This window comes from Delftia sp. BGA-UO-ETr-SB1, assembly GCF_059567865.1.
In genome coordinates this window covers 1817430-1834053 of record NZ_JCAQOW010000006.1, presented here as the reverse complement: position 1 = coordinate 1834053, position 16624 = coordinate 1817430, and the positions used below count along the sequence as shown (strand labels likewise).

Sequence of the window (16624 nt, the reverse complement as noted above, 5' to 3'; positions counted from 1 at the left end):
GATATCGCGGCAAGCGCGCCAATCCATGACTTGCATCAAGGCATGACAACGGCGCATGGAAATACCCGCCACAACGAAAAAGGGAGCCTACAGGCTCCCTTCGCTGGCATGCGCCCCAAGGCGCAGTGGCGATCAGATCTTCCACTTCTCCATGAGCTTTTCGGGACGCAGGGTGTCGTAGTGCTCGAAGGGCTGGTGGATCCAGGGGTTGGTCGGCAGATAGTCCACCGAGTAGTCGGGCGTGAAAGCCGACAGGCCCTTGGTCCAGATCACGGCGCTGCGCAGCTCGGTGATCGGCGGGTAGTTGGTCTTGAGCATGGCGATCACGGCATTCAGCGTGTGGCCCGAATCGGCCAGGTCATCGACCAGCAGCACGCGGCCGGCGATCTCGCCCTTGGGCGTGGTGATGAAGCGCGCGATGTCCAGATGGCCCTGCACCGTGCCGGCTTCGGCGCGGTAGGAGCTGGTGGACATGATGGCCAGCGGCTTGTCGAAGATGCGGCTGAGCATGTCACCGGGACGCAGGCCGCCACGGGCCAGGCAGAGAATGGTGTCGAATTCCCAGCCGGACTGGTGCACTTTGATCGCGAGCTTTTCGATCAGTCCGTGGTATTCGTCGTAGCTCACATACAGGTGTTGACCGTCTTCCGTCAGCATGGAATGGCTCCTGGTTCAATCTTGGGGTTCAGCCGCCAGTGGTTCACTGGGCGGCGTAGGGGTTTTGCATCAGGATGGTGTGATCCCGGTCGGGGCTGGTCGAAACCATGGCGATGGGCACGCCCGTCACTTCCTCGATGCGCTCCAGATAGCGGCGGGCATTGGCCGGCAGCTTGTCGTAGTCGGTCACGCCCACGGTGGAATCGGTCCAGCCGGGGATGGACTCATAGATGGGCTTGCAGCGTGCGATCTCGTCGGCGCCCATGGGCAGCAGGTCGATCTTCTCGCCATCGAGCTCGTAGCCCACGCACAGCAGCAGTTCCTGCAGGCCGTCGAGCACGTCGAGCTTGGTGATGCACAGGCCCGACAGGCCGTTGACCTGGGCGCTGCGCTTGAGCAGCGCGGCGTCAAACCAGCCGCAGCGGCGCGAGCGGCCGGTGGTCACGCCCTTTTCGGCGCCCACGGTGCTCATGTGCCAGCCCGGCGTGCCTTCCTTTTCCCAATCCAGTTCGGTGGGGAAAGGACCGCCGCCCACGCGGGTGCAGTAGGCCTTGGTGATGCCCAGGATGTAGTGCAGCATGCCGGGGCCCACGCCCGAGCCTGCAGCCGCATTGCCGGCGACGCAGTTGGACGAGGTGACATAGGGATAGGTGCCGTGGTCCACGTCCAGCAGCGTGCCCTGCGCGCCTTCGAACAGCAGGTTGGCGCCTTCGGCGTGCGCGGCGTTCAGCTCGCGCGAGACGTCGGCCATCATGGGCTTGAGCAGCTCGGCATGGCGCATGGCCTCTTCGTACACCGCGTCGAATTGCACTTCGCCATCCTTGATGTACGGCTTGAGCGCGTCACCGAAGGTGAAGTTCTTCGAACCCAGCACGTTGACCAGGATGTGGTTGTGCAGGGCCAGCAGTTCGCGCAGCTTGGTGGCGAAGCGCTCGGGGTACTTGAGGTCCTGCACGCGCAGTGCGCGGCGGGCAATCTTGTCTTCGTAGGCGGGGCCGATGCCACGGCCGGTGGTGCCGATCTTCTCGGTGCCGCCCTGCTCGCGCGCAGCTTCGCGCGCCACGTCCAGCGCCGAGTGGAAAGGCAGGATCAGCGGGCAGGCTTCGGACACGCGCAGACGGTCACGCACCTGCACGCCGGCCTTCTCCAGGCCTTCGATTTCCTCGAACAGCTTGGCGGCAGAGAGCACCACGCCGTTGCCGATATAGCACTTCACGCCGGGGCGCATGATGCCGCTGGGGATCAGGTGCAGTGCGGTCTTCACGCCGTTGATGACCAGCGTGTGGCCAGCGTTGTGGCCACCCTGGAAGCGGACCACGCCCTGGGCGCTTTCGGTCAGCCAGTCCACCAGCTTGCCCTTGCCTTCGTCACCCCACTGGGTGCCGACCACGACCACGTTGCGACCTTTGGTAGCTTTCATATTCAAATCCGATGAAATCCGAAGAAATTGACAAATGCGTCAGATGGCTTGCACGGCCCACTGCCCGGCAACCTGCACGAGCTCGCGGTCGCAGTGGAATTCGTCCACTTCGCTTTCATGCCCTGGCAGCACGCAGACCACGGTCTCGCCCTGCCGGCGCAATGCAGCAATGGCAGCCGCAACCTGGGGATCGTCGCCCCAGGGCGCGCGGATGGCAGCCTTGAGCGGGCGCTCGGGCACGACGGCGACGAGCTGCTTGATGTCCAGGCTGAAGCCGGCGGCGGGCCGGTTGCGGCCAAAGACCGCACCCACCTCGTCATAGCGGCCGCCGCGCACCAGCGCATCGCTGGCACCCGGCACATAGATGGCGAAGCGCGTGCCGCTGTAGTAGGCATAGCCGCGCAGATCGGCCAGATCGAAGCTCACGCTCACGCCTTCGAGGCGCTGCGCCAGCCAGCGCAGCTGGTCCAGCAGAGGCTGCACGCCTGCGGTGCGGGCCAGCAGCTTCTCGGCGCGGTCCAGCACCTCGATGCCGCCGTACAGCTGCAGCAGGGCCATCAGGCCTTCGCGCGAGGCGGCAGGGAAGTCGCGCGTGAGGCGCTCGAGTTCGCTCGCATCCTTGGCGGCCAGCGCAGCGTGCACGCCGCGCAGCACCTGCATGTCCACCATCACGCCAGCCAGCAGGCTGCGCACGATGCGCACATCGGCCAGATCGACATTGATGTTGGTGACCCCTGCGCTGCGCAGGCAGTCCAGCGCCAGGTGCAGTGCCTCCAGGTCGGCTTCCATGCCCTGGTGGCCGTAGATTTCGGCACCGAACTGCAGGGGCTCGCGCGTGGCGCGGGGGCGGTCAGGGCGGGCATGGACAACGGGGCCGCAGTAGCACAGGCGCGTGAGGCCCTTGCGGTTGAGAAGATGGGCGTCGATGCGGGCCACCTGCTGCGTGGTGTCTGCACGCAGACCCATGGTGCGGCCTGTCAGCTGGTCGATGAGCTTGCAGGTCTGCAGGTCCAGCGCCTCCCCTGTGCCGGTGAGCAGGGATTCGAGGTACTCCAGCATGGGCGGCATGACCAGTTCATAGCCATAGCCACGCGCTGTATCGAGCAGGCCTCGACGCAATTCTTCGATGTGCCGGGCCTCGGAAGGCAAGACATCGGCGATGTGATCCGGCAGGACCCAAGCAGACATGGAAAAGGGGGAGGCTGTTAAAAACGTGATTCTACCGGCTGTTGCGGGCCAGCCCAAATTGGGGGTGACCCAAGGCCCACGGCGGGTGTTCGGTATTCCGAATCGATTCGGTGCACGGGCGACAGCGGCGGCGCAAGAAAAAACGGCGCCCCAACAGGGGCGCCGCACAGGGGCCGGGCGGCGTTGCCGCTCAGGCGCGCTTATTTTCCAGAGCTTCCACCACTGCGGTAGGCCTTGAAGAAATCGGTCTGCGAAGGATCGAGCACGAGCACATCGCTCTTCTTGGCAAAGCTGGCCTTGTAGGCCTCCAGGCTGCGGTAGAACTGCGCAAACTGCGGGTCCTTGCCAAAGGCCTCGGCGTAGGTCCGGGCGGCTTCGGCATCGCCCTCGCCCTTGATCTTCTGGGCATCACGGTAGGCATTGGCGATGGTGATCTCGCGCTGGCGATCGGCCTCGGCGCGGATCTTCTCGCCTTCGGCGGCGCCGGTGGAGCGCAGCTCGTTGGCCACGCGCTTGCGCTCGGCTTCCATGCGGCGGTAGACCGATTCCGTGATCGTCTCGGCATAGTCCACGCGCGTGATGCGCACATCGACCACGTCCACGCCCCAGGGCTTGGCGCCGCGCACGGTCTCCAGCACTTCGCGCTTGACGTCGTTCATCAGCGCATCGCGCTTGCTGGACAGCAGTTCGCGCACGGTGCGGCGGTTGATTTCCTCCTGGAAGGCATTGCGCACCACGCGGTTGAGCTGCATGGCGCCAGCCGACTCGTCCAGGCCCACATTGCGGATGTACTCCGACGGATCGGAGATGCGCCAGCGCACGTACCAGTCGATGACCACGCGCTGCTTTTCGGCAGTGAGCATGGGCTCGGTGTCGGTGCTGTCCAGCGTGAGCAGGCGCTTGTCGATGTAGCGCACGTTCTGGAACGGCGGCGGCATCTTGATGTTCAGGCCCGGCTCGGTGATCACTTCCTTGATCTGACCCAGGGCATAGACCACGCCGAACTGGCGCTGATCGACGACGAACAGCATGGAGCTGAGCAGCGCGAGCGCCAGAAGAATGCTGGTGATGAAAAATCCAACTCGGTTCACTTGGGCTGCTCCTCAGCGTGCTTCGCGGTCACGGCTGCGACTGCTGTCGCGGCTGCGCGCATCGTTCGAAAGGCCGGGAATGGCGGCAGGCGCAGGCGCCTGGGTGCTGGGGGCCGCCGAGCTGTCGGCTGCCGGCACATTGCCGCTCACGCCTTGCATGATCTTGTCCAGCGGCAGGTACAGCAGGTTGGAGCCCTGGCGCGATTCAACCAGCACCTTGGTCACGTTGCCGTAGATCTGCTGCATGGTTTCCAGGTACATGCGGTCGCGCGTGACCTGGGGAGCCTTCTGGTACTCGGTGAACACCGAGCTGAAGCGCTGCGCATCACCCTGGGCCTGGGCCACGATGCGGGCCTTGTAGCCGTTGGACTCTTCCAGCAGGCGCGCTGCCGAGCCGGCTGCGCGCGGCACCACGTCGTTGGCGTAGGCCTGCGCTTCGTTCTTGGCACGCTCACGCTCCTGGCCGGCACGCAGCACGTCGTCGAAGGCCGCCTGGACCTGCTCGGGCGGACGCACGCCGCCTTGCTGCAGGTTGATGCCCACGACTTCCACGCCCACCTTGTAGCGGTCCAGGATGGTCTGCATCAGGTCGCGCACGCGCGGGGCGATCTGGTCGCGCTCCTCGGCCAGCGCCGTGTCCATCTTCATCTTGCCGACGACTTCGCGCACGGCAGTCTCTGCGGCCTGGACCACGGCCTCGGACGGGTTCTTGCTCTCGAACAGCCAGGCGCGCGCGTCGCTCAGGCGGTACTGGACGGCGAACTTGATCTCGACGATGTTCTCGTCCTCGGTGAGCATGGCCGACTCGCGCAGGCCCGTGCTCTTGATGATGGTGTCGCGCCCCACGTCGGCCGAGCGGATCTGCGTCACGAAGACCAGTTCATGGCGCTGGATCGGGTACGGCAGCCGCCAGTTGATGCCGGCGCCCACCGTGCTCTTGTACTTGCCGAACTGGGTGATGACGGCCTGCTGGCCTTCCTGGACGATGAAGATGCCCGTGCCCATCCAGATGATGAAGGCAATGCCGGCGATCAGGCCCACGCCCATGCCGGCGCTGCGCATGTCCGGCGGCTGGCTGCCGCCGCCATTTCGGATGGGCGGCTGGCCACGGCCGCCGCCCGGCTTGCCGCCGAACAGGCCCGAGAGCTTGCGGTTGAGGTCACGCCACAGCTCATCCAGATCAGGCGGCTGGCCGCCGCCCGACGAGGGGCGGTTGTCACGGCTGTCGCGGTTGTCGCGTGCAGGCTCCGCAGGCGGGGGCGGCGGCGCGGGACGGTCGGCATCGGGGCGCGAAGCATCGTCGTTCTTGTCGTCGCCACGTCCCCATCGCGGATCATTCAGGTTGAACATCCCGCGAAGGCGCTGCGGCAGCATCGCCCAGCGATGGGCGCGTTGTGAAAGATTCATGCGAGAAGTCTCGGTTTCTTCGGTAAAGACAGGGACCCAATCGGCATTTTGCCCAATCAGGGCGCTAGCCCCTAGTATTCGGCGTCCTGCCCAGGGGGCATCGCGCCATCCACCTCCTCCTGATCCCGCTCATCACCACCGTGCGCTTCGGCGTGTTCCGCCTCCGCGCGCAGCGCATGCTCGGCCAGCAACTGCCGCAGCTGCGGCAGCCCCTCGCCGGAGCGGGCGCTGACGAACACCCGTGAAACAGGCAGCCCGTCAAGCTCGTACTGGTCCTGCAACTGCGCTGGAAGCCGCTCCGGATCAACGGCGTCCAATTTGTTGAAAACCAGTACCAGAGGCACCTCCTGGGCACCGATTTCCTTCAGAACTTTCTGGACTTGTTGGATTTGCTCTGGGAAATTCGGATTGGAGGCGTCGACCACATGCAGCAGAAGATCGGCATCGATCGCCTCCTGCAACGTGGCCTGGAATGCATCGACCAGGCCGTGCGGCAGGTCGCGGATGAACCCCACGGTATCCGACAGGGACACCGATTGCTGGGCTTCATTCAGGTACAGCTGGCGCGTGGTCGTGTCCAGCGTGGCGAACAGCTGGTCGGCCGCATAGGCGCGCGCCTTGACCAGCGCATTGAACAGCGTGGACTTGCCGGCGTTGGTGTAGCCAACCAGAGAGATATTGAAGATGCCATGGCGCTCGCGCCGCCGACGCTGCGTGGCGCGCTGCTTCTTGACCTTCTGCAGCCGCTCCTTGGTGCGCTTGATCGACTCGTCGATCATGCGGCGGTCCAGCTCGATCTGCTTCTCGCCAGGGCCGCCACGGCCGCCGATACCGCCCATCTGCCGCTCCAGGTGGGTCCAGCGCCGCACGAGGCGCGTGGCCACGTATTGCAGGCGCGCCAGCTCCACCTGCAGCTTGCCCTCATGGCTGCGCGCGCGCTGGGCGAAGATCTCCAGGATCAACAGGGTGCGGTCGTTGACCGGCATCTGCAGATGGCGTTCCAGATTGCGCTGCTGGGCCGGGCTCAGGGCCTGGTCGAACAGCACTTCCTGGGCACCGTGCATCTGGGCGAGCATGCGGATTTCGTCGGCCTTGCCACTGCCCACGAACAGCGCCGCATCGGGCACCTTGCGCTTGCAGGTCAGGCGTGCAACGGGACGCAGGCCGGCCGTGCCGGCCAGCAGGCCCAGCTCTTCCAACTCGCCATCGAAATGGGGAAAGCCGAAATCCACGCCCACCAGCAGAACTGGCGTTGGCGTGGACCGGTCAAAAGATTCAGAACTCAAGAAAAACCTCTCCCGAAGGGTGAGGAAGCTCCCCGGCGGTGCGGGGAGGCATCAGGGCGCAGCGAGCTCAAGCGCTGGCGTCGCTGCCGGCAGCTTCGGCCGTGGAGAAGTTCACGGCGCGGCCGGGAACAATGGTGGAGATGGCGTGCTTGTAAACCATCTGCGTGACGGTGTTGCGAAGCAGAACCACGTACTGGTCGAAGGATTCGATCTGGCCTTGCAGCTTGATGCCGTTGACGAGGTAGATGGACACCGGAACATGTTCGCGGCGAAGCGCGTTCAGGAACGGGTCTTGGAGGAGTTGGCCTTTGTTGCTCACGATATTCTCCGTGTTCGAAGAGTGTTGTTGTAAACCGACACCTTACCACAGTGTTTTGGGGCCCTTGTTCGTACAAGGGTTTTCCCGAAATCCCGTGGCTTGTTACTTGTCCTTGTCGGCAAAAGGATTATGAGAGGTTTTCAACTCGATCCGCAACGGCGTGCCAACCAAATTGAATTCCTTGCGGAATCGCCCTTCGAGGAAGCGCTTGTAGGCCTCCGTCACATGCTCGAGCGAATTGCCGTGTATGACGATGACCGGAGGGTTCATGCCGCCCTGGTGCGCATAGCGCATCTTGGGGCGGTAGATGCCCGTCTTCTTGGGCGTCTGGAACTGTACGGCCTCCATCAGCAGGCGCGTGAGCACCGGCGTGGGCATCTTGCAGGTGGCAGCCTTGTGCGCCTGGATGATGGAGTTCCACAGCGGACCCAGACCCTGGCGCTTTTCCGCCGAGATGAAATGCATGGGAGCGAACTTGAGGAAGGACAGGCGCGTCTCGATAGAGCGCTCCAGCATCTGGCGCTGGTAGTCGTCCACCGCATCCCATTTGTTCACGGCCAGCACCACGGCACGGCCGCTTTCCAGCACGTAGCCGGCAATGTGCGCATCCTGGTCGGTCACGCCCTGCGTGGCATCGATGAGCAGCAGCACGACGTTGGCGCTTTCGATGGCCTGCAGCGTCTTGACCACGGAGAACTTCTCGATGGCCTCGAACACCCGGCCCTTGCGGCGCAGGCCTGCCGTGTCGATCAGCTCGAACTTCTGCCCGGCGCGCTCGAAAGGCACCGAGATGGCGTCGCGCGTGGTGCCCGGCATGTCGAAGGCGACCAGCCGCTCCTCACCCAGCCAGGTGTTGATCAGCGTGGATTTGCCGACATTGGGGCGCCCTGCCACGGTGAGGCGGATGGGCTTCTGGGCCACATCGTCGAAGGGGTCGTCTTCCTCGGGCTCGGGCAGGTTGAGCTGGCCCAGGGCCAGGTCGAGCAGGTCGCGCACGCCCTGCCCGTGTGCTGCGGAAACCGGCAGCACATCGCCCAGGCCCAGTTCGTAGAACTCGGTCAGCTGCACGCCTTCCTTCATGCCCTCGGCCTTGTTGGCCACGAGCACGCAGGGCTTGCCCAGCCGGCGCAGGTACTTGGCGATGTCGTGGTCCTGGGCGGACATGCCCAGGCGCGCATCGACAACGAAGACCACGACGTCAGCCTCGGCAACAGCCTGCTGCGTCTGGCGCGCCATCTCCTTGAAGATGCCGCTGGATGCATCTGGCTCAAAACCGCCGGTATCGATCACGATGTACTCGTGCTTACCCTGGCGGCCCTGTCCATAGTGGCGGTCACGCGTGAGGCCCGCGAAATCCGCGACGATTGCATCCCTCGACTTGGTCAGCCGATTGAACAGCGTCGATTTGCCCACATTGGGTCGCCCTACCAGGGCAATAACTGGCTTCATTCCCGAAAATACCTATCAATCCGGCCTGAAGCCGTACACAGTTCCGCTGCGGCTTACCACCACCAGCGTATTGGCAGCCGATACCGGGGGCGAGGCCACGCCGGAGTCGTCCGTCTTCAATCGTGCCAGCGCCTGTCCGTCCGTCTTGGACAGCAGGTGCACCACACCATAGTCATCACCAAACACCACCGAGCGGCCCAGCATCAACGGCGCCGTCAGGCGGCGGTGCTGCAGCTGGTCGATGGACCACACGCGCGAGCCGTCGCCGCGGCGCCAGGCCTGGACGGTGCCATTGCTCTCGGCGCCGAACACGGCATCACCATCGCCGTCGATGCCATCGGCACCCTTGGACGGCTGGGTCCAGCGCACCGATGCGTTTTGCGTATCCACACAGCCCACGGCAGCCTGGAAGGCACGCGCGCAGACGCTGTCACCGACACGGCTGACGCGGCCCACGAGGTCCACCAGGCGCTCCACGTCATTGGTGCCGCGCGGGCTGGCCAGCGGGGCCTCCCAGCGCACGGCGCCGGTGTCGGGATCGATACCCACCATGCGGCCCGACAGGCCGGCCACCAGCGTGTTGCCCACGGCGATCAGCACGCCGGGCTGGCGCAGCACCAGGGGCTCGCCCGGGCGCTGTGCGGTCCACAGCTTGCGGCCGTTGGCGGCATCGAAAGCGGCCAGCGAGCGGTCGGCGGCCAGCACGAAGACGCGGCCTCCCGCGACCAGCGGCGGCGTGTAGGCGGCTGCGGGCAGCGGCTGCTTCCACAGCTGCTTGCCTTGCGAGTAGACGATGACCTGGTTGCTGCGCGTGAGCACGGCCTGGCGCTCGGCGTCACCGCCCACGCCCGCGGTCAGCGGCTCGCCAACAGTGAAGCGCGACAGCTGGCTGCCGTTGCGTGCATCGAGGGCCGTGACGCTGCCGTCCTTGGCAGCGATCAGCAGCGTGTCGCCCTGCACATGGATGTCGGTGGCCAGCGGCACTTCGGCGCCGAGCTTGGCGGTCCAGGCCTGGTGCACGGCCAGCAGGCCGGGGTTGGCACCCAGCTCCTGGGGCTTGGGCTTGGTGTCGCTGCTGAACCACGAGGATACGGTGGAGCAGCCACCCAGGGCACCGGCCAGCAGGCCCAGAGCCATCCAGCGCGCAACGCCGCGCGGGCGCGAAATCGCCATCAATTGATCAGCCGAGGTTTTCAAGGTTGCTTCTCCGAAGTCGACGTCTTGGCCTGTGCCAGCACGGTGGGTTCAGCACCCAGCGCATTGAGCTTGAACTCGATCAGACGGCCATAGTCCACGCCCTTGTCCAGGGCGGCATGGGCGCGCTGGTAGGCATCAATGGCTTCGGCCTGCTTGCCCTGGGCCGCAAGAATGTCGCCACGGCGATCGGCCACGATGCCGGCGAAGGATTCGGGCATGCTGCCTTCCAGCGCCTTGAGGGCTTCGTCGTATTGCTTTTGCTGCTCCAGCACGGCGCTCAGGCGCAGCTTGGCCAGGGCCTTGTAGCCTTCGTCGCCCTTGTCGGCCACCCAGCTCAGGGCTGCCTTGGCGTCATCGAGCTTGCCTTCGTCCACTGCAGCCTTGGCCAGCAGCAGGCCGGCCTGGGCCGCCTGCGTGGTGCCGGCGTACTTGTCCTTGAGATCGGCGAAGGCCTGGCCGGCGCGCGCCGCGTCCTTGCCAGCCAGCGCCACGTCAACGGCATGCGCCAGAGCGGCAGCCTGCGTGGCCTGGCGCTTTTCCCAGTACTGGTAGCCATTCCAGCCGGCAAAGCCGACGAAGATGACCACGAGCACGCCGGTGATCAACGTGCCCCAGGTATTCCAGAAATGCTTGAGCTGCTCTATCTGCTCTTGTTCTTCGAGATCGAAATGGTTTGCCATGGATCGCCTGTGTCGCTTTATGTATGGAGGTCGCCGCTGGAGCGGTCGCTTGAAAAGCTGCGGATGCTGGTCAAACCGCCGATTGTAGGGTGGCAGCCCATTGGGCCGCATCAGCCAGGGCTTGCTGCACCTGCTGGCCTGCGCCGTCGCGCAGCGACTTGACGGTGACCAGGCCCTGCTGCAGCTCATCGGAGCCGAAGATCAGCGCGAAATGTGCGCCGCTGGCATCGGCCTTCTTGAACTGCGACTTCATGCTGCCCATGCCTTCGGCGCTGGCCGCGTGCATCTGCACGCGCACCCCGGCCTCACGCAGCTGCTGCAGGGTGCGCAGCGCTACGGGCATGGCCGCCACATCGGGGACGATGGCGTAGGCATGCAGCGTGGGCGCGGGGATGTCGGTGCCGAGCTCCTTGACGAGTTCCAGCACACGCTCCACACCCAATGCCCAGCCCACGGCAGGCGCGCTCTTGCCGCCTACCTGTTCGATCAGGTAGTCGTAGCGGCCGCCCGCGCAGATGGTGCCCTGCGAGCCCAGCATGTCGGTGATGAACTCGAAAACCGTCAGGTTGTAGTAGTCCAGGCCGCGCACCAGGCGCGGGTTCACGGTCCAGGGCACGCCGTTGGCGTCCAGAATGGCCTTGAGCCCGTCGAAGTGGGCCAGCGAGCCCTCGCCCAGGAAGTCCAGCAGGCGCGGCGCGCCGTTGACCATTTCCTGCATGGCGGGGTTCTTGGTGTCCAGCACGCGCAGCGGGTTGCTGTACATGCGGCGCTTGGCCTCTTCGTCCATCACGTCCTGGTGCTGCTCCAGGTAGGCGATCAGGGCCTGGCGGTGTGCCTGGCGCTCCTCGGGCTGGCCCAGGCTGTTGATTTCCAGGCGCCACTGGGTCAGGCCCAGCTGCTTCCACAGGGAAACGGCCAGCATGATGAGTTCGGCATCGACATCGGGGCCGGCAAAGCCCAGGGCCTCGGCGCCGATCTGGTGGAACTGGCGGTAACGGCCGCGCTGCGGGCGCTCATGGCGGAACATGGGGCCCATATACCACATGCGCTTGCCGCCGTCGTACAGCAGATTGTTCTCGATGGTGGCGCGCACCAGGCTGGCCGTGCCTTCGGGGCGCAGCGTCAGGCGCTCGCCGTTGAGCTTGTCCTCGAAGGAGTACATCTCCTTCTCGACAATGTCCGTCACCTCGCCGATGCCGCGAACGAACAGCTGCGTATGCTCGACGATGGGCGTGCGCACGTTGCGGTAGGCAAAGCGCGCCATCAATTCACGCACCTGCGCTTCCAGCCATTCCCAGCGAGCGGACTCGGCGGGAAGAATGTCGTTCATGCCTTTGACGGCGGAAAGTTTTTCGGGTTTGGCCACGTTGTTCTCGTTCGATGAATGCTCGGAAACAGGCGCTGACCCCGCTTTTTTCGCCCCATGCCCTCAACGCTTGTTTCGCGTGAGAGCCAATGAGGCAAAGCGTGGTGCGCTATCTATTTTGCAATAACTGCAATGCTCGGTGCAGCCGATCAGGCGGGTGCAGCGGCGGTGGCGCCATAGGTGCGCGCCACATAATTTTCGACCAGTGCCTGGAATTCCTCGGCAATCCGCTCGCCGCGCAGCGTGAGCGCCTTTTCCCCGTCGATGTAGACGGGGGCGGCGGGCGCCTCGCCCGTGCCGGGAAGGCTGATGCCGATGTTGGCGTGCTTGCTCTCGCCGGGACCGTTGACGATGCAGCCCATCACGGCCACCTTCATCGCCTCGACACCGGGATACTTCATGCGCCACAGCGGCATCTGGCCACGCAGATAGTCATCGATCTGCTTGGCCAGTTCCTGGAAGGTGGTGCTGGTGGTGCGGCCGCAGCCCGGGCAGGCCGTGACGCTGGGCACGAAGATGCGCAGGCCCAGGGCCTGCAGGATTTCGGAGGCGACCACCACTTCCTGCGTGCGCGCCTCGCCGGGCTGGGGCGTGAGCGAGACGCGGATGGTGTCGCCAATGCCTTCCTGCAGCAGCACGGACAGCGCGGCGGCCGAGGCCACCGTGCCCTTGGTGCCCATGCCGGCTTCGGTCAGGCCCAGGTGCAGCGCATAGTCGCAGCGCTGCGCAAGGGCCCGGTAGACCGAGATCAGGTCCTGCACGCCGCTGACCTTGCACGACAGGATGATGTTGTCGCCGTTCAGCCCCATGGACTCGGCCAGGCGAGCGGAATCGACGGCCGAGGAAATCAGCGCCTCGAACATGACCTGGCGCGTGTCCCAGGGCTGGGCGCGGCGCGAGTTCTCGTCCATCAGCCGGGCCATCAGTTCCTGGTCCAGCGAGCCCCAGTTGACACCGATGCGCACGGCCTTGTCGTAGCGGGCCGCCGCCTCGATCATCTGGCCGAACTGCTTGTCCTTCTTGTCGCCCTTGCCCACGTTGCCGGGGTTGATGCGGTACTTGGACAGTGCCTCGGCGCAGGCCGGGTATTCGGTGAGCAGGCGGTGGCCGTTGTAGTGGAAGTCCCCCACCAGCGGCACGTACTCGCCCATGCGGTCCAGCTGCTCGCGGATGTAGGGCACGGCGGCGGCCGCCTCGGGCGTGTTGACGGTGATGCGCACCATCTCCGAGCCGGCCTGGGCCAGTTGGCGCACCTGGATGGCCGTCTCGACCGCGTCCACCGTATCGGTGTTGGTCATGGACTGCACGCGCACAGGCGCATCGCCACCCACGGTGACAACGTTGTTGCGCCAGACCACACGGGCCTGGCGGGACTTGCGCGGCAGCGGCGAGGCAATCGCTATCGGCTGCTGCGTGATGGGGAGATCTTGCACGGTCACTTCACCTCAAAGCGGGCCACATTGTCGCGGGTGGTCTTGGCGACTTCCAGCAATTCGCCACGCACACGCACCTCGGTGCCGCTGGCATTGCCGATGATGACCGACAGCGGCAGTGCGCCCTCGGCGCCAATGGATTCACCGGCCGCCAGCGTCTTTTGCAGCACCACGCGGCCGCTGGAATCCTTGACCTGTACCCACGATTGTGCGTTGGCCTTCATGACCAGCACGCCACCAGGCGTTTGCGCCGCGGTGGCTGCCGATGTCGCTGCGGCGCCCTCGGCAGGCGCATCGGCGGCAGGGGCAGCAGGCGTTGTGGTGGACGCAGGAGCCGGAACGGCTGCCGCTGCAGGCGCTGAAGTTGCCGGTGCAGATGCAGATGCAGGTGCGGATGCGGGGGCAGATGCAGCCGGCACATCGGCCGGCGTCGTCGCCGCAGGCGTCGTCGCCGCAGGCGCAACGGGCTCCTGGGCGGCCACGGGCTCGGACACAGTCCCTGCAGGCTGCACCAGGGCAGCGGCATCGGAAGCGCCGGCCTGCGGCTCTTCGGCATCGCCTTCATGCTTGGGCAGGAAGTAGACGGCAGCGGCAGCGGCCAGCAGCAGCAGCACGATGATGGCCACCTTGCGCGAGCCGTTTTCACGCCCCAGCGATGTTCCGGTGGCCTTGAAGGAGCGCTCCTTGAACGTGGCGTTGATGCTGCCGCGATCATCGGCCAGGCTCTTGAGCTGGGTGCGCGGCAGCAGGGCCAGCACCGATGCCGAGTCCATGCGCAGCGTGCGGCAGACGCTTTGCGCCAGGGCCCGCATGAAGACATGGTCCTGGAATGCGGCGTAGTCATCCGCCTCCAGCGCCTCCAGCTTGGGGGCTGGCACCTTGAGTGCCGCCGCCAGCCCGGCCAGAGACAGACCCGCCGCCTCGCGCGCCTGGCGCAGCAGCGTGCCCGCCGTCATGGAAGTTTGTGCGTTCTCGCCTTGCGTACCTGCTTCGTCATGCACCGCCAACACCTCACTCATTGAATGCTCCACGCTCGTAGGCCAGCCATTGGCGGGACTCGGGGAAGCGCTGGTGCAGCTGGTCAGCCAGCTGCCGCATCGCTGCAGATTGCTGCAGCGCCCTCTCTATCTTGATCCCCAGCCACAGGCTTTCCGCATTGGACTGGGGACTGCTGTTCAGGCGCCGGATGTAGAACTGCGCCCTCTTGGCGTCGCCGCCCTGCAGCATCACGTTGCTCAGGTGGTAGGCGATCACCGGGTTGGCGGGATCGAGTTCATAGCCCTTGAGCAGCGCCTGCTGGGCCTCGACCAGCAGGCCGGCCTGCTGCAGGCACAGGCCCTTGGCCATCCAGGTTTTGGGGCGCTCCAGGTAGCCGGGCTGGGCCAGGGCCTTGTCCAGCCATTCCTGGGCTTGCGCGTATTGCTTGCGCTGGCACAGCAGCCAGCCGTAGTTGTGCTGCAGGTCGCCGTCCTGGGGACGCAGCGACATCGCCTTGCGCAGGCTGGCGTCAGCCTGGTCCCAGTCCTGGTTGCGCATGTAGATCAGGGCCAGCAGGCCGTAGCCGTCGGCGGAACTGGGGTCAGCGGCCAGCGCCTGGTTCACCTCTTCCAGGGCCACATCGATGCGGCCAGCCTGGAAATAGGAAGCCGCCAGCTCCAGGCGGATGCTTGCGCGGCGGCGGGGATCGGCCTCGGCGGCAGAAGCCATCGAGGCATTGGAGACGGAGGAAGCGTTGCCGGAGCCAGAATTCGTCGGGGGCACCAAAGGCTGCTTGCCTGCGCAGCCCGCCAAGAAAAGAACCAGCGCGGGCACTGCCCAGCGCATGCCTGTACCGAAATCCCCCGTTCGCAGCCGCCGAGCCACTGACTTCATGAACTGTCCTTTGTTCCGTCGGGGCATGCCAGGCATGCCCCAGGTCTTCTCAAGGCACCTGCTTGAGAACAATGGTGCGCTGCCTGGCCATGCGCTCGGCAGCGCGCGTGCGGTCCTTGACATCGCCAGCCAGCTGTCCGCAGGCTGCGTCGATGTCGTCGCCACGTGTCTTGCGCACCGTGGTCACGATGCCGGCATTGCTCAGCAGGCTGGCGAACTCCGTCACCCGCGCTGCGGGTGAACGCAGCAGCCCCGAGGCCGGGAACGGATTGAACGGAATCAGGTTGAACTTGCACCAGCTGCGGCCATCGCCACGCGCGCGGACCAACTCTATCAGTTGGCGCGCATGCTCAGGCTGGTCATTGACGCCATCGAGCATGCAGTATTCGAACGTGATGAAGTCACGGGGCGCGAATTCCAGGTAGCGCTCGCAGACATCGAGCAGCTCGTGGATGGGGTACTTGCGGTTCAACGGCACCAGGGGGTCGCGCAGCTCGTCATTGGGCGCATGCAGCGACACGGCCATGGCCACGGCGCAGTCCTGGGACAGCCGGTCGATCATCGGCACCACGCCCGAGGTGGACACGGTCACACGGCGGCGCGAGAGGCCGTAGCCATGGTCATCGAGCATGGCGCGCAGCGCCGGCACCAGGGCCGTGTAGTTCTGCAGCGGCTCGCCCATGCCCATCATCACCACGTTGGAGATGACGCGCTCGCCGCCCGTGCCCAGGCGCTTGCGCAGCGCATGCTCGGCATACCACAGCTGGGCCAGGATCTCGCCCGTGCTGAGGTTGCGGCTGAAGCCCTGGTGACCCGTGGAGCAGAAGCGGCAGCCCACGGCGCAGCCCGCCTGGGACGACACGCACAGCGTGCCCCGGTCATCTTCGGGAATGAAAACGGCTTCGACGGCATCGCCGCCCCCCACGTCGAACAGCCACTTGACTGTTCCATCGGCAGACACATGCTCGGTCAGAACCGGCAGGGCCGTGATGTGGGCACACGCCTTGAGCTTTTCGCGCAGGGACTTGGCCAGATCGCTCATCTGGTCGAAGTCGCTGGCGCCTCGCTGGTGGATCCAGCGGAACAGCTGCGTCGCGCGGAAACGCTTCTCGCCGAGTTGCTCGCAGTAAGCGGCAAGTCCGTCGAGATCAAAATCTAGCAAATTGGTATTCATGTCGGCAGGCCGGTGCCACGCCGCTCTCGGCTCTTCCGCGGCAGGCACGGCCTGCACCGGACAGACCATGACGGCCGCGGAAGAC

The 16624-nt window shown here is 65.5% G+C and carries 15 protein-coding genes; all 15 read right to left on the bottom strand.

Going from position 1 to position 16624, the window contains the following annotated elements; translation table 11 throughout:
• Nucleotides 1–132: 132 nt before the first annotated feature.
• The 15 genes from AC57B5_RS27040 to rlmN all read right to left on the bottom strand — a co-directional run bounded on the left by AC57B5_RS27040 (nucleotide 133) and on the right by rlmN (nucleotide 16539).
• Nucleotides 133–657 carry a phosphoribosyltransferase gene (locus tag AC57B5_RS27040; protein ID WP_012206807.1) on the bottom strand — a complete coding sequence of 175 codons (525 nt, stop codon included), beginning with the start codon at nucleotides 655–657 and terminating at the stop codon, nucleotides 133–135.
• Nucleotides 658–700: 43 nt separating this feature from the next.
• A complete protein-coding gene (locus AC57B5_RS27035) occupies nucleotides 701–2077 on the bottom strand; it encodes an adenylosuccinate synthase (RefSeq protein ID WP_012206808.1) in 1377 nt (458 codons plus the stop codon).
• Nucleotides 2078–2116: 39 nt separating this feature from the next.
• Entirely contained in the window at nucleotides 2117–3265 is a 1149-nt protein-coding gene (locus tag AC57B5_RS27030) for an ATP phosphoribosyltransferase regulatory subunit (RefSeq protein WP_012206809.1), read from the bottom strand.
• 200 nt (nucleotides 3266–3465) lie between these two features.
• Complete coding sequence (gene hflC / locus AC57B5_RS27025; protein WP_012206810.1) at nucleotides 3466–4356, bottom strand: protease modulator HflC; 891 nt, start codon at nucleotides 4354–4356, stop codon at nucleotides 3466–3468.
• Nucleotides 4357–4368: 12 nt separating this feature from the next.
• The gene (gene hflK, locus AC57B5_RS27020) at nucleotides 4369–5763 is read right to left on the bottom strand and encodes an FtsH protease activity modulator HflK (RefSeq protein WP_012206811.1); all 1395 of its coding nucleotides are present in this window, start codon (nucleotides 5761–5763) and stop codon (nucleotides 4369–4371) included.
• 71 nt (nucleotides 5764–5834) lie between these two features.
• Nucleotides 5835–7049: a GTPase HflX gene (gene hflX, locus AC57B5_RS27015; protein WP_012206812.1), complete on the bottom strand. Its 1215-nt coding sequence runs from the start codon at nucleotides 7047–7049 to the stop codon at nucleotides 5835–5837.
• A gap of 67 nt (nucleotides 7050–7116) precedes the next feature.
• Entirely contained in the window at nucleotides 7117–7368 is a 252-nt protein-coding gene (gene hfq, locus AC57B5_RS27010) for an RNA chaperone Hfq (RefSeq protein WP_012206813.1), read from the bottom strand.
• A gap of 102 nt (nucleotides 7369–7470) precedes the next feature.
• The gene (der, locus tag AC57B5_RS27005) at nucleotides 7471–8817 is read right to left on the bottom strand and encodes a ribosome biogenesis GTPase Der (RefSeq protein WP_012206814.1); all 1347 of its coding nucleotides are present in this window, start codon (nucleotides 8815–8817) and stop codon (nucleotides 7471–7473) included.
• A gap of 15 nt (nucleotides 8818–8832) precedes the next feature.
• Nucleotides 8833–9990, bottom strand: coding sequence for an outer membrane protein assembly factor BamB (bamB, locus tag AC57B5_RS27000; RefSeq protein ID WP_043819101.1), 1158 nt, complete (start codon nucleotides 9988–9990; stop codon nucleotides 8833–8835).
• Between the two features lie 20 nt (nucleotides 9991–10010).
• On the bottom strand, nucleotides 10011–10694 hold the full coding sequence (locus AC57B5_RS26995; RefSeq protein WP_012206816.1) for a YfgM family protein: 684 nt from the start codon (nucleotides 10692–10694) through the stop codon (nucleotides 10011–10013).
• A gap of 70 nt (nucleotides 10695–10764) precedes the next feature.
• Complete coding sequence (gene hisS / locus AC57B5_RS26990; RefSeq protein ID WP_212739077.1) at nucleotides 10765–12024, bottom strand: histidine--tRNA ligase; 1260 nt, start codon at nucleotides 12022–12024, stop codon at nucleotides 10765–10767.
• Nucleotides 12025–12209: 185 nt separating this feature from the next.
• Nucleotides 12210–13493 carry a flavodoxin-dependent (E)-4-hydroxy-3-methylbut-2-enyl-diphosphate synthase gene (gene ispG / locus AC57B5_RS26985; RefSeq protein ID WP_012206818.1) on the bottom strand — a complete coding sequence of 428 codons (1284 nt, stop codon included), beginning with the start codon at nucleotides 13491–13493 and terminating at the stop codon, nucleotides 12210–12212.
• Between the two features lie 2 nt (nucleotides 13494–13495).
• Nucleotides 13496–14512 carry a RodZ domain-containing protein gene (locus AC57B5_RS26980; protein ID WP_496400662.1) on the bottom strand — a complete coding sequence of 339 codons (1017 nt, stop codon included), beginning with the start codon at nucleotides 14510–14512 and terminating at the stop codon, nucleotides 13496–13498.
• On the bottom strand, nucleotides 14505–15365 hold the full coding sequence (gene pilW / locus AC57B5_RS26975) for a type IV pilus biogenesis/stability protein PilW (RefSeq protein WP_232245236.1): 861 nt from the start codon (nucleotides 15363–15365) through the stop codon (nucleotides 14505–14507). Before pilW ends, AC57B5_RS26980 begins: the two co-directional genes overlap by 8 nt.
• A 49-nt stretch (nucleotides 15366–15414) precedes the next feature.
• Nucleotides 15415–16539, bottom strand: a complete 1125-nt coding sequence (gene rlmN / locus AC57B5_RS26970) for a dual-specificity RNA methyltransferase RlmN (RefSeq protein WP_496400661.1) — start codon at nucleotides 16537–16539, stop codon at nucleotides 15415–15417.
• Nucleotides 16540–16624: the final 85 nt, after the last annotated feature.